Annotated in this window: 13 protein-coding genes; 2 read left to right on the forward strand and 11 right to left on the reverse strand. The window is 51.8% G+C overall.

All coding sequences use genetic code 11. The features are described 5' to 3' along the window. Positions 1-28: 28 nt before the first annotated feature. The 9 genes from mraY to AC1BI1_RS07285 all read right to left on the reverse strand — a co-directional run bounded on the left by mraY (position 29) and on the right by AC1BI1_RS07285 (position 10,263). Positions 29-988 carry a phospho-N-acetylmuramoyl-pentapeptide-transferase gene (gene mraY, locus AC1BI1_RS07245; protein ID WP_476716617.1) on the reverse strand — a complete coding sequence of 320 codons (960 nt, stop codon included), beginning with the start codon at positions 986-988 and terminating at the stop codon, positions 29-31. Then, positions 985-2,367 (reverse strand): UDP-N-acetylmuramoyl-tripeptide--D-alanyl-D-alanine ligase, encoded by a 1,383-nt coding sequence (locus tag AC1BI1_RS07250; protein WP_476716618.1) that lies wholly within the window; start codon positions 2,365-2,367, stop codon positions 985-987. The genes mraY and AC1BI1_RS07250 overlap by 4 nt, the downstream gene beginning before the upstream one ends. After that, entirely contained in the window at positions 2,367-3,872 is a 1,506-nt protein-coding gene (locus tag AC1BI1_RS07255; protein ID WP_476716619.1) for a UDP-N-acetylmuramoyl-L-alanyl-D-glutamate--2,6-diaminopimelate ligase, read from the reverse strand. The genes AC1BI1_RS07250 and AC1BI1_RS07255 overlap by 1 nt, the downstream gene beginning before the upstream one ends. Before the next feature lie 78 nt (positions 3,873-3,950). Beyond that, entirely contained in the window at positions 3,951-6,071 is a 2,121-nt protein-coding gene (locus AC1BI1_RS07260) for a stage V sporulation protein D (protein WP_476716620.1), read from the reverse strand. Positions 6,072-6,138: 67 nt separating this feature from the next. Continuing rightward, complete coding sequence (gene ftsL, locus AC1BI1_RS07265; RefSeq protein ID WP_476716621.1) at positions 6,139-6,633, reverse strand: cell division protein FtsL; 495 nt, start codon at positions 6,631-6,633, stop codon at positions 6,139-6,141. Positions 6,634-6,636: 3 nt separating this feature from the next. After that, entirely contained in the window at positions 6,637-7,545 is a 909-nt protein-coding gene (rsmH, locus tag AC1BI1_RS07270) for a 16S rRNA (cytosine(1402)-N(4))-methyltransferase RsmH (protein WP_476716652.1), read from the reverse strand. 19 nt (positions 7,546-7,564) lie between these two features. Next, a complete protein-coding gene (gene mraZ, locus AC1BI1_RS07275; RefSeq protein ID WP_476716622.1) occupies positions 7,565-7,996 on the reverse strand; it encodes a division/cell wall cluster transcriptional repressor MraZ in 432 nt (143 codons plus the stop codon). A 234-nt stretch (positions 7,997-8,230) separates the two neighbouring features. Beyond that, positions 8,231-9,307, reverse strand: a complete 1,077-nt coding sequence (locus tag AC1BI1_RS07280; protein WP_476716623.1) for a uroporphyrinogen decarboxylase/cobalamine-independent methonine synthase family protein — start codon at positions 9,305-9,307, stop codon at positions 8,231-8,233. A 14-nt stretch (positions 9,308-9,321) separates the two neighbouring features. After that, on the reverse strand, positions 9,322-10,263 hold the full coding sequence (locus AC1BI1_RS07285) for an ROK family protein (protein ID WP_476716624.1): 942 nt from the start codon (positions 10,261-10,263) through the stop codon (positions 9,322-9,324). Positions 10,264-10,402: 139 nt separating this feature from the next. On the opposite strand from AC1BI1_RS07285, the gene AC1BI1_RS07290 reads away from it, so the two are divergent. Beyond that, positions 10,403-11,731: a B12-binding domain-containing radical SAM protein gene (locus tag AC1BI1_RS07290; RefSeq protein WP_476716625.1), complete on the forward strand. Its 1,329-nt coding sequence runs from the start codon at positions 10,403-10,405 to the stop codon at positions 11,729-11,731. 82 nt (positions 11,732-11,813) lie between these two features. Here the strand turns inward: AC1BI1_RS07290 and AC1BI1_RS07295 are convergent, their stop codons facing one another. Beyond that, positions 11,814-12,536: a tetratricopeptide repeat protein gene (locus AC1BI1_RS07295; RefSeq protein WP_476716626.1), complete on the reverse strand. Its 723-nt coding sequence runs from the start codon at positions 12,534-12,536 to the stop codon at positions 11,814-11,816. Positions 12,537-12,687: 151 nt separating this feature from the next. Then, on the reverse strand, positions 12,688-12,888 hold the full coding sequence (locus AC1BI1_RS07300) for an FmdB family zinc ribbon protein (RefSeq protein ID WP_476716627.1): 201 nt from the start codon (positions 12,886-12,888) through the stop codon (positions 12,688-12,690). Between the two features lie 187 nt (positions 12,889-13,075). On the opposite strand from AC1BI1_RS07300, the gene AC1BI1_RS07305 reads away from it, so the two are divergent. After that, complete coding sequence (locus AC1BI1_RS07305) at positions 13,076-13,222, forward strand: hypothetical protein (RefSeq protein WP_476716628.1); 147 nt, start codon at positions 13,076-13,078, stop codon at positions 13,220-13,222.

Consider the following 13,222-nt stretch of genomic DNA (forward strand, 5'->3'; position numbering starts at 1 on the left):
CTCTTTCTTAAAAATCAGCCTGGCCGGCTTAGGCCAAAGTTACACTGTATAGTCCCAATGCAGCTAAAAGGAAGCCCAGCAACCAAAAAAATAAAACTACTCTAGTTTCCGGCCAGCCTAGAAGTTCAAAGTGATGATGCAAAGGGCTCATGCGAAACAGGCGTCGCCCGGTAAGGCGAAAGAATGCCACCTGTAAAATGACAGATAATGCTTCTAAAACATAAACCCCCCCCAGGACAGGGAGCAATAATTCCGTGCGGGTTAAAATGCTTAAAATACCTATGGCCGACCCTAAGGCCAGGGACCCCGTATCTCCCATGAAAACTCGTGCTGGATAAAAATTATACACCAAAAAACCCAGACATCCTCCTGCCAGGGCTCCGGTAAAAATAACCAGTTCGGTCTTGTCCACGGCCAGAGCAAGGAAAAAGTAAGCCAGAGCTACCCAGAAGGTGGTGCCTGCGGCCAGTCCATCCAGCCCGTCGGTTAAATTAACTGCATTGGTCGTGGCCACCAGGAGCAGGGTGGCAAATAAAGGATAGTACCAGCCTAAATCCCAGTGCCCGGAAGTAAAGGGGACGATTATCTCGCTTCCCCGCCCCAGGTAAAGCATGGCTACCAGCCCGGTGGCCAGGCCCAGGAGTACCTGTCCCCCTAACTTTTGCCGGGCCAGCAGGCCCAAAGGCCGGCGCAGCACTACTTTGAGAAAATCATCGGCTAGTCCTAAAAGGGCATAACCCCAAATCACCATCAGAAGGGTAAAAGTTAAAAGATTGGCTTCACTCAACAGCAGAGTCGCTGCACTTATCCCTATTAGAAAAATAATACCGCCCATGGTGGGAGTACCCGATTTTCCCAGGTGGGTCCGCGGACCATCGCTCCGAACCACCTGGCCGGCCCTCAGTAAGCGCAACAACCTTATAAGGGGTGGTCCTAAAACTAGGCAGATAATTAGTGACAGTAGCCCCGCCCATAAACCTTCCCTCATGCTTCCACCTCTTTTAATACCTCCAAAACCTGCTCCAGGCCCACGGCCCTGGAACCCTTAAGGAGCACCACATCTCCCGGGCTCAAAATTCCGGCCAGAAAGAGGGCCGCTTCCCGGGGATGGGCGAAGGAGAAAACCTGGCTGTCGGGCAACCCAGCTTCCCGCGCTCCTGCCACCATCTCCCGGGCCAGCTCACCGACCGTCACCAAAAGAGCTACACCCGCTTCAGCCGCTGCCCTTCCTACCCGGCGGTGGAACTCGGGTGCGCTGGTCCCCAGTTCCAGCATATCGCCTAAAACAGCCACTTTGCGCCCCGGCAACTGGGCTAGAGCAGCCAGGGCGGCCAGGGTGGATTCCGGGTTGGCATTATAAGCATCGTTATAAATCAGCGAACCCCGGGGGCCGGGCAAAAATTCTTGCCGCAAGCTTTCCGACGGCCACCGGGCTAGCCTTTCAGCCATAACTTCTGGCTCTATTCCCAGGCAATACCCGGTAGCCAGGGCTGCCAGGCTATTTAACACATTGTGTTTTCCCGGGACCGGCAGACGCACGGTTACAGTCTTTTCCGGGAACACAGCCTTAAATTCCGTGCCTTGCCTGCCCTGGAACTTAATATCTGTACCACATACCGTAGCAGGTTTTTCTGTTCCGTAAAAAATAACCCTCACCTGCAAATCTTCAGCCAGGCGACGGCACCACGGATCATCACCATTTAACACCGCCAAGCCCTCCGGAGGCAACGCCGCCAATAGCTCGCCCTTGGCCCGGGCAATATTGGCCACCGACCCCAGCCTTCCCAAGTGGGCGGTGCCAATATTAGTAATAATCCCTGCTGTGGGCCGGGCCACCTGGCAAAGGGCAGCTATCTCTCCCAACCCCCGCATAGCCATTTCCACCACGGCCACCTGGTGTTCCGCAGTCAACTGCAATAGAGTAAGGGGCAAGCCGATTTCATTGTTAAAGTTACCTGGAGTCTTCAAAACTTTAAATTTAGCTTCCAGAACCTGAGCCACCAAATTTTTAGTAGTAGTTTTGCCGCTGGAACCGGTAATCCCGATGAGTTCCCCTTTAAAAACCTTTTGGCGGTGATAACTGGCCAGGGCCTGGAGGGCCTCCAGGGTATCATGTACCTTGATCAGCGCACCGCTAACCGGAGGCGAAGGCATCCTGGCCACCACAGCTGCTCGGGCTCCTTTAGCCAGGGCCTGAGCAACAAAGTCATGACCATCAAAACGCTCACCTCGGAGGGCAAAGAAGACTTCCCCTCCCTGGATGCGGCGACTATCGGTGCTCACTCCCTGTACTCTTCCTTCAGGGTCCCCTTGTATTAACTCTCCCTGTAATACCTGGCAGAGTTCACCCACTTTTAAATCGGGCATTAACTTTCCCTCGCTTTACCCCGGAAACCAAGGCGCTCTAACTCCTCCCTGGCTACTTCCCGGTCATCAAAGGGCAAAACCTGCCCCTTAATAATCTGGTAAGTCTCGTGCCCTTTACCGGCAATCACCACCGTATCCCCCGTTTTAGCCAGTTCTAAAGCCCGGGCAATAGCCCGGCGCCGGTCCACTTCCACTTCATACCCATGGAGCTTAACTCGCTCTACCCCGGGTATTATCTCAGCTATAATGGCTTCTGGTTCTTCGCTTCTGGGGTTGTCGGAAGTTATAATACAAAAATCGCTAAATCGCGCCGCTGCTTCGCCCATAAGGGGGCGCTTTTTTCTATCGCGGTCGCCGCCGCAGCCAAAAACCACTATGAGCCGCCCGTGGGTCAGCTGCCTGGCCGCTTGTAGCACGTTTTCTAAGCCGTCCGGCGTATGGGCATAGTCCACAATAACAGTGAAATCCTGGCCCGCCTCTACCCTCTCAAAGCGGCCCGGAACTCCCGCCACTTGAGCCAGGGCATGGGCCACTTGGTCCGGGTCTAACCCCTCCTGCCAGGCGACCGTCCAGGCTGCCAGGGCATTATATACGTTAAATTTCCCACTTAAATTTATGCGCAAAGTACGGCGCTTACCGGAATAAACTACTTCCAAAGTGGAGCCGGTCCTTTCTATCCGGACCGCTTCGGCTCGCACCATAGCTTCCGGGCTGAAGCCATAAGTGATGACGGGCACTTTGGTTAAGGCCTTAAGCTCACCCGCCCTGGGGTCATCGGCGTTGATAACTGCATACTTAGGACCGCTCTTAACTCCCTGGCCTAACCCTTGAAATAATCTGGCTTTGCAGGCGAAATAAGATTCTATATCCGGGTGGAAATCCAAATGATCCTGGGTAAGATTAGTAAAGACAGCCACATCAAACTCAGTACCGCGCACCCTCTCCAGCGCCAAGGCATGGGAGGAAACCTCCATGACCACAGCTTTAGCCCCGGCTTCTACCATCCACGCCAAAAGAGCCTGAAGGTCAAGGGACTCCGGCGTAGTGTGCTCAGCCGGTAATATTTTATCTCCTAACCGGTTAACAATGGTACCTATAAGTCCTGTAGGGTATCCTGCCTGCCGTAAGATGCCTTCGATAAGATGAGTAGTAGTGGTTTTGCCGTTGGTGCCTGTAACTCCAAAAAGGCGAAGCCTCCGGGAAGGATAGCCATAGTAGCAGGCCGCCAGATCGGCCAGAGCCCGGCGGCTATCCCTGACTCTAAGCCAGGCCACACCATTAGGCAGGCTTACCTCCTTCTCGATTACCACCGCCCTTGCTCCTCTTTGTAAGGCTTCCTGCAGGTATAAGTGCCCATCGGTCCGGAGCCCCGGAATAGCCACAAAGAGAAAACCGGGCTGGATCTTGCGCGAATCATAATGCAGGCCCTGAATAGCTATTGCCTGATCGCCACCTGCAGCTATAACTTCTTCCACAGCAGCGGCCAGCTGGGCAAGGGTTAACATGTAGTGGTTCCCCCTAAAAATCACTTTTTTAATTTCTATTTTTAACCACTTTCACCAATTTTACACTAACATCTCCACCTAGGGCCCCAGGGCTGGCTTGGATGGTTCGTAAAATTTAATCCTTACCTGGCTCCCCGGTGTAACCGGCGTGCCGGGCACGGGGCTCTGTTCCGCTGCCTGGCCGCTGCCCTCAGGTAAAAGTTTTAGGCCATAGGCTTCCAACACTTCGGCAGCTTCAGTAATGCGCAGGCCTGTAACATCGGGAACTCGCAAGGTTCTTGCGTCTCCTCGGAGATAAAGGATGACTTTGGTGCCCTGGGGAACTATGATGCCGGCTTTGGGTATTTGGGCGACTACAACGCCCCCATCCCCTTCTGTTCTGATATCTAACCCTAAGGCGTACAGTTTGGCCTTGGCCTGTTCTAAAGGTAAACCCACCAGGTCAGGCACTTCTACCGGTTTCTTTTCTTCCTGGGTTTTGTCGCCGGAATACTGGGGAGATACTTTGAGATAGCGCAGGGTATCTGCTACTACCCTTTGAAAAATGGGGGCCGCTACAGTCCCGCCATAATAGGGGTAACCTTTAGGCTCATCAACAACTACTAACGCGAGTACTCGAGGTTCATCAGCCGGAGCAAAACCGATAAAAGAAGCTACATATTTGCCCTCCATATAACCGCCAGGTCCCGCTTTTTGGGCTGTTCCTGTTTTTCCTGCCACTCGATAGCCCTGTATATAAGCGTTGCGGCCGGTCCCTTCGCTTACAACTCCCTCCAGAAGCTTTCTTAAGGTTTCGGCCGTAGCAGGAGAAATAACTTGGCGTTCAACCTGGGGCTCGAAACGGCGCACCGCCTTACCATCAGCATCTAAAATTTCTTTTACTAAATGGGGGCGAATAAGCTTGCCGCCATTAGCCACAGCCGCTACCGCTGTAGCTAGTTGGATAGGTGTTACAGCTATGCCCTGACCCATGCCAATGGTAGCAATATTGATGGGCCTCAATTCTTCCCGGGGAATGAGTATCCCTGTGCCTTCCCCAGTAAGGTCAATACCTGTGGGACTGCCGAAGCCGAAGGCCTGAATATAATCATAAAAAGTCCCCGGCTTTTTTTCTTCTAACCGCAAAGCTACACTGACAAAAACCGGGTTGCAGGAGTTTTTTACGCCCTCAGCAAAGGTCTGACTGCCATGGGCTAGGGGGGCAGCCCAACACCTGATGATGTCAGCACCCACTCGGATATACCCGGGATCATAAAACCTGTCATCGGGCTTGACAACCCCTTCTTCGAGGGCTGCTGCGGCCGTAATAATTTTGAAAGTAGATCCCGGTTCATAGGAGTCTCGTACCACAGGATTACCCCATACTTCCTGGGGAAAAGCAGCAAAATTATTGGGGTCGAAGGCCGGGCGACTGGCCAAGGCCAGGATTTCCCCGGTCCTGGGGTCCATAATTAAGATACTAGCCTTACGTGGGCTGGTAGGGCTTTGCATGAGCTGGTCTAATTCCCGTTCGGCCATAAACTGGATGGTCTGATCAAGGGTTAAAACCAGGCTATGGCCATTTTGCGGCGGCAAATAACGGTGGGTAGCCTGGGGAATTTCGTGACCCAAAGCATCAAACTCCCGAACGATTTTACCGGGAATTCCGCTCAATTCCTTATCATACATGGCCTCTAACCCTTCGAGGCCCTGATTATCGATGCCGGCAAAGCCCAGTACATGGGCCGCCAACATACCGTTAGGATAATAGCGGCGATTTTCCGGTACCACTACAATCCCGGGAAGCTTAAGTTCCTTAATTTTTTGTGCTTTGCCAAACTCTAGTTTGCGCGCTACAAATTCAAATCCCGTCGGGCGAGTAATTTTTTCCAGGATCTCTTGCGGCGACTGGCCCAGGATTTCGGCCAGTTTGGCCGCTATTTCTCCCTGCCGGCCGGAGTCCTTAACCTCCGGCGGAAAAGCTCCTACATAATCAGTTGTAATATTTACTGCCAGTTCGCGCTTATAACGGTCATAAATGATTCCTCGCTGGGCCGGTACCGGAACCGTAGCCAGCCTGTTCTCTAAAGCCTTTTGCTGCAGCTCACCTCCCCGGACTAGCTGTAGCCACGCTAGCCGCAAAAAAATAAGCAAAAGGCCTGTTGCCAGGGCCAAAAATATTGCAACTAGCCTTTTTTTAATAGCTATATTAGCGTACATCCCTTCCGCCCCTCGGTCGGTACCACCCGCTTTTGTCTCCGGAAGTGACCCTTTTAAGCCCCTCCTTTCACCTGTGGGCAGCTTGCGCCGGCCGGTTAACTACTAGCCAGCTTTGTAGGACTTCAGCAACTTTTACCCAGAAGGGGTGCAAATCCTTTTGCTCCTCCAGGGTGGGCTGGACCTCCTGGGCTAGCTGTATTCTCTCCTTCTTGTTGTCCGGTAGAAAGCGGATATCACGAGATGTGGGCTTAACCATTCCCAGCTTGGTGGTGGCTACCTGGGCCACATGTTCCGGAGATTTTAGGCGGGCTACCTCTAATTGTAATCTCTCATTAGCTTGTTGCAAAGTGCTGATTTCTTTTTTCAGCCGCGCCAGTTCGTAACCCTTTAAGACCAGCCAGATGGATTGAGTAGTCCACACCATACCCAGGGCAAAAGCCAGGAGCACCATTGCTATCACTAGTCCTTTATTGCGCCTGGCGACCTGTTGTTTCCTCTCTCTCCGCTCCGGCTGGATAATTTGTGCGGGTAAGTAAAGCTTTCCCTGAGTTTCTGCTAACACAGCTTATTCATTCACCCTTTCTTTTAGAACCCGCCTGGCAGCCCGCAGTTTAGCACTGCGCGCCCGGGGATTGCGGGCGACCTCCTCCGGAGTAGGCACAACAGGCTTGGGCGTTAATATTTCTAAGATCTTGGAACTCAAACTTTTAAAGGTTTCCTTCACTATTCTGTCTTCCAAAGAGTGAAAGGAGATTACTACGACGCGGCCTCCGGGCCGGAGCAAGGTTTCCAGTTCGGCCAGAGCGCGTTTAAGCTCCCCCAGTTCGTCATTTATAGCAATCCGGAGGGCTTGAAAGGTCCGCTTGGCGGGATGGGGTCCGGACCTTCGCGCCCTCGCCGGAATTGCTGCTTTAATAATTTCCACTAGCTCTCCCGTAGTAGTTATAGGCGAACGCTTACGAGCCCTGGCGATAAATTTAGCAATGCGAGAAGCCCAGCGTTCTTCTCCATATTCCCTAAAGATTTTTGCCAGCTCCTCTTCCGGCCAGGTGTTAATAATATCAGCTGCCGTTATTTTCTGTTCGCGATCCATGCGCATATCCAGGGGCCCTTCCAACTGATAAGTGAACCCCCGCTCAGGGTTGTCCAGTTGATAGGAGGACACCCCCAGATCGAAGAGGAGACCATCCACCCCTGGAAGGTTTTCTTGAGCCAGAATAGCAGGTAACTGGCTGAAACTGGCCCGCACCAGCTTAACTGCTGCCCCAAAGGGCTGAAGCTTGCGGGCAGCAGCTTCCAAAGCTTCAGCATCACGGTCTAATCCCAGAAGAAAGCCGCCAGGTTGTAGCCTTTCTAGGAGAGCGCAAGAATGTCCGCCCCCGCCGACAGTAGCATCTACAAAAATCTCACCCGGTTTGGGATCTAAAAACTTTATAACCTCGGATAAAAGTACAGGGTCGTGGTGAAAGTCCAAGCTCAAGAAACACCTCAATCTAAATATTAAAATCCACCATCTTCTCAGCCAAAGCCTCGTATTGGGAAGCTGTCTCCGCCAGGTACTTCTCCCACAATTCCCGGCTCCAGATTTCTACCCGGGAAGAGACGCCGGCAATAACTACTTCCTTCTCCAGCCGGGCATATTCCCTTAAGTTAGCCGGTACCAGTATTCTCCCCTGGCGATCCAGCTCACATTCGGTAGCACCCGAAAAGAAAAACCGGACAAAGGCGCGGACATCGGCCCGGGTAAAGGGCAGGGCCTTGAGCTTCTGTTCCATCTCTTCCCAGCCTTTCGAAGGATAGACAAAGAGGCAGTTATCCAGGCCCTTGGTCACAATAAATCTTTCTCCCAGTTCCTCCCGGAAACGAGCTGGCATAATAAGGCGTCCTTTTTCATCAATGGTGTGATAATACTCCCCTATAAACACGGGCCTGTGCCCCACTTTCTACCCCTATTTCACCACTATACCCCACTTTCTACCACCCTATATTCTCCATTAAGAGGAAAATTCCTGCTAGTAAAAAGAAAAACTCCTTCCCGTTTTACTGGGAAAGAGTTTTTCGCTGAATCTATTACGCTAAATTCCCTAAGTCTTCTCCGCTTTCACTCCGCTTCCATTCCCCATCTACTCAAGCCATAGCGAAAAACGCTTTCGTAAATATTAAGGACAGAACTGCCGCAAAAGCTTAGCTACCTCTGCCGTAAGGCGGTAAATATGTTCGGCTAGGGGCTCCTCCAAAACTCCAGTACCGCACGAAGGAGTCACCAGGGCCTGGCGGTAAAGCCTTTCCCTGTTTACCCCCCTTTTTGCCAACTCTTCCAGGTAATAAATTAAACGTTCAGACAAAGTCTTTGCCGTTTCCTGCCACGCCTGTTCATAAGTGGGCACAACTCCCCAGGCCAGGACACCACCCGCAGCCAGGAAAGCATCCACTTCCCGGGCAAAAACCTGTAAGGAAGTAAAGTAATTATAAGCATCGAAGCTCACAATCCGGAAACCGGCCTCGAAAAAGATGGGCCATTCCACGCCGCTGCACGAATGGGCACCGGGGATACCCCCGCCATTCTCAATCTCCTGGACCACCCCGGCTAGGGCCTCCACCAGATCAGACCTTTGGAGGGCCACGTGGGTGGAAGTGCCGTAAGCAGCCAGCGCCGGGTCATCTACAAAAATTATTACCGGGAGCCCAAATCTTCCTAAAGTCTGGGCCTGCCAGCGGGCCTGGAGGGCTGTAGTTTTAACTAGTAAATCACGAAGTTGAGGATCGTAAAAAGCATAGTGTCCGGAAGAATCGGTTAAATAAAGGCCGGCGCTCAAAGGGCCGGCCACCTGGCCTTTTAGAAACAAGGCCTGGTGCGCACCCTTTCTTCCCAGCCATTCCAGGAAGGTATAAAATCCTTTCCCGGCCTCCGGGGGCATGGCAAAGGCCTGCAAAGCTTCTTCGTTGCCCTCGGCCACTTCTAAAAACATAGAATAAAATGATGTAAGCTTTTCTGCCCAATCCGGAGAATCCGTAGTAAAATAGGCTGTGCCTCCTTCAGGTTCCTGGATAAGCCCTAAGCTTACCAGAGGCGCCAAACTTTGATAAATAAAATGTTCTACATGTCCCCTCCGGGGCAACTGAGGCCAATGGGGTATTTCAGGTAAAGTTTCAGCAATAAGCTTTAGGGCCGGGTCTGGGTCCAAATAGGGTAAGCTCCCGATACCACAGCCCAAAAAACTCTCTGGTAATTGCACTCTTGCTTGACCTCCTACACACAATGTCTGGCAGCCAGGTAGGCTGCGCCGATAAATCCCGCGTTATTACCCAGTTGTGCTACCAGGACAGGTACAGGCTTGATCTGCCAAGGATACAGGGCCTCATCCATTGCTTGTTTAATAGGCCCCAGGACCACTTCTCCCCCCTGGGCTACTCCCCCCCCGATGACAATAGCCTCCGGGCCTACCAGAAAAACCGCATTGGCCAGGGCCATTCCGAGATACCGGCCTGCTACAGTAAGTATCTCCAGACTCAACTCGTCTCCCTTAAGGGCGGCTCCTATAATATCCTTGGCTTCTAGCTCCGCCTTGGCGGACAAAAGCGAAGGCCGACCGCGCTTCAGCTCTTCTTTGGCCAAACGAACCATGGCTGTGGCCGAAGCCAGAGCCTCCAGGCACCCGCGTCCCCCGCAATGGCATGGGGGTCCGTCCCATACCATTTTTACATGCCCCATTTCCGCACCATATCCAAAGAGTCCGCGGTTTACCTCGCCCTTTAAAATTAGAGCCGAGCCGATACCGGTACCTATGGTAATCAGCAATAAATCTCTATATCCCTTGCCGGCCCCCTGCCACATCTCTCCTAAGGCAGCCACATGGGCATCATTATCTATAACTACCGGCAATTTCAACAGTTCCTCCAGCCTGTCTTTTAAAAGGAGGTCGTGCCAGTGTAAATTGGGCGCCAGGCGTACCAGCCCTCTATCCGTATCCACCGAACCGGGAATACCCACTCCGGCCCCTAAAAGGTCTGGCGGTTCCATTTGGGCCCTGAGGAGCAGCTCCTGCATCAACTTCTCTATTTGTTTTAGCACTCCTTCTACCCCGGCTTCGCTCCTGGTAGGTACCTGTCCCTGGGCTAAGATCCAGCCCTCCCTGCTGACAATCCCCCCTTTAATACTAGTACCTCCCAGATCAATGCCCAAAAAACCCAACTTTCCCTTCTCCTTTCCATGCCAGCAGGAATTTCTTACTACATAACGAATGTTTATTAAAAATACGACACATGAAAACTGCACCTGGCGGGAAAAATATTATTTCAAAAATAACTATACTTTATAGGGGGAAAGTAAAATGAAAATCGCTTTAATTGCCCCGGCGTGGCACGATCCCCTATGGGAGAGTGACAAGGAAAAATCTATTTTTCCGCCCTTAAACTTGATTACCGTGGCTGCTTTAACCCCGCCAGAACATGAAGTTGTTATCCTGGATGAAAGTTTAACAACAATTGACTTCGATGAAAAGTATGATCTGGTCGGAATATCGGTTATGACAGCTTTGGCCCCCAGGGCGTATGAAATTGCCGATGCCTTCCGCAGTCGGGGTATACCGGTAGTTCTGGGCGGCATGCACCCTTCCACCTTGCCCGAAGAAGCTAAAGCCCATGCTGATGCTGTAGTTATTGGCGAAGCAGAAGGTAGCTGGTCGCAACTGATAGAAGATCTTAAGAACGGAAGCCTTAAACCTTTTTATCGTCAAAGAGAGCGTTTTCGTTTAGAGAATATGGTTATTCCACGCCGCGACCTGTTAAATCGCAGCCGCTATCTGGTACCTGATACCGTCCAGACCACCCGCGGTTGTCCCTTTGCCTGTTCCTTCTGTACAGTTAGCCAGTTCTTCGGCCACGAGTTTCGCTTCCGACCCGTAGAAGAGGTGGTGCGCGAAGTACAAGCCCTGGAAGGAGAAGTCATAGCCTTTGTGGACGATAACATTGTGGGCAACCCTGCCTATGCTAAACGCCTCTTTAAGGCCTTAGCGCCCCTAAAGATTAAATGGTTTAGCCAGGGCTCGTTAAACATCGCCCGGGACGAGGATCTTTTACGGCTGGCTGCGGAAAGCGGCTGTATCGGTCTTTTCATTGGCTTTGAGTCCCTTTCCCCTTCCAATCTTAAAGCCGTAGGCAAAGCTGTAAACCGTGTAGAAGAGTACAGCGCAGCCATCAAAAAAATTCATGATTACGGTATTGCCATCGAAGGAGCCTTTATCTTTGGCTTTGACGAAGATGATGAAAGCATTTTTGAACGTACTGTAAAATTTGCCCAGGAGAACAGATTAGAAGCAGCCCAGTTTGGCATCCTCACTCCATTCCCCGGCACCCCCTTAAGGGAACAATTGGAAAGGGAAGGCCGGATAATCAACAACGACTGGGGCGAATACACCATCAGCAAGGTCGTCTTTGAGCCCAAGCTCATGAGCCCCCGGACCCTCCAGGAAGGTTTCAACTGGGCATGGCAAGAATTTTATTCCTTAGGTTCTATTTCCCGCCGCTTAGGCCTAGTCAAAAAACATGCCGCTATTCTCTGGGCTTTGAATTTAAATATCCGTAAACGCTTTAACCATTTCATGGAGCGCTTGCGTACGGCTGGCCTATCCTTTTCCCCGCCTTCCCTGGCCAAACAATAACCGCCCTTAAGTTCGAAAAACGGGCTTTCTCCCCGCAAACGAGATCTCGGGGGAGGAAAGCCCGTAAATTCCAACTTACTACCTACTGATTACTACCTGAGCCTGGCTTATTTGCGCTCGCCTCAGGAGGTTTCTGGCTCTTTTCTTCAGCTTGCTTAATCAGCTCCCGTACATAATCAGCCATCTCTGGATCCGGGTTATTTTTTAAAATTTCCTGCCACTGGGTGATGGCTCCTTGATAATCGGATTTTAACAGGGCCAGAAACATGGCATAAGACATGCGCGCATTATTATCTCCTGGATCTGCGGCGACAGCTTGCCTGTAACTCGTTTCCGCCAGGTTATTGTCTCCCAGCAAAACAGCGGTTTTAGCAATCCGTAAACTGATTCCCTTTTCCTGCGGGTTTAACTCCTGTACTTTTTTATAGCCCTCCAGCGCCCCTTTGAAAGCCGAGGTCGCTTTATCCATATCGCTGTTGGTAAGAAGATACAGAGAACCTACCTCATAACGGCTATCGCCCAGTTTTAACCAGAGGCTGGCATCCTGTGGTTTGTCCTTGACCTGTTTTTCCAGTTCCGCAATTTCAGCTTCTCGCTGTCTTATCTGTTCCAGGGCACTTTTGTGCCACTCCTCCATCTCCTTGGCCATATCAGAAGCCTGTTCTTGGCTACTGGGACGCACCCCACTCACCGGCGTCCAGGCAATATAGCTAGCCAGTAAACCAACACCCAGCACTACTGTGAGAACTATCCCTAAAGCGGGACGTTTTCGTCCAAGCCGCCGCAGGGAATTCATAAAACCCATGGGAAAACAACCCCTTCCGCGTTTCCTTAACTAACTATCAAGCATTTTACAACTTCTTATTGTAAATAGCAAGGAAGTAATAAAAAATGCCCCTGGCCTTCCGAGGGGCATTACCTTATGTTTTAGGGCCGCCGGCCCCATTTTTTTACCCTCAGCTAAAGCGGGTACCCGCCGGAGCAGTACAGCCGCCGCTTCCACCACTGCTTCCGCCCAGAATAGTGATGCCGGTGAAAAGCTGTTGGAGCTTTTTAGCTCCACAAGAAGGGCAAGTAGCTTTATCCTTTTCTTGCCAGGAAAGGCGTACGGAAAAGCGTTCCCCGCATTCCTGACACTTAAATTCGTAAGTTGGCACCCTTATCACCCCCAGTTTCTTCGGTCTATTTTAGTTTACTATGGTATTTTTACGCTGTCAATATATCAGCTGCTGGGTCATACCCAGTTTTCGCTTGGGAAGGCCTGCTTGCGCTTGGAAGCGAGCGACTAAACCCGAGCGGTAGCCAAACTTAAGCTTGGCGAGAGGCGGAGGCAGGCCCGAGGCCATGGATGGCCGAGGCCGGCAACTGAGGCAGGATGCCGAATTTGCCGGGGAGCCTGCCGGAGCCTTGAGCCAAGCGCTAGTTTGGCCCGCGAGGGTTTCCGGAGCGAGCGCAAGCCAAGCAGGCCACCCCAGCGAAAAGTGGGGATAA

The sequence above is a fragment of the Thermanaeromonas sp. DSM 22490 genome, assembly GCF_056378755.1.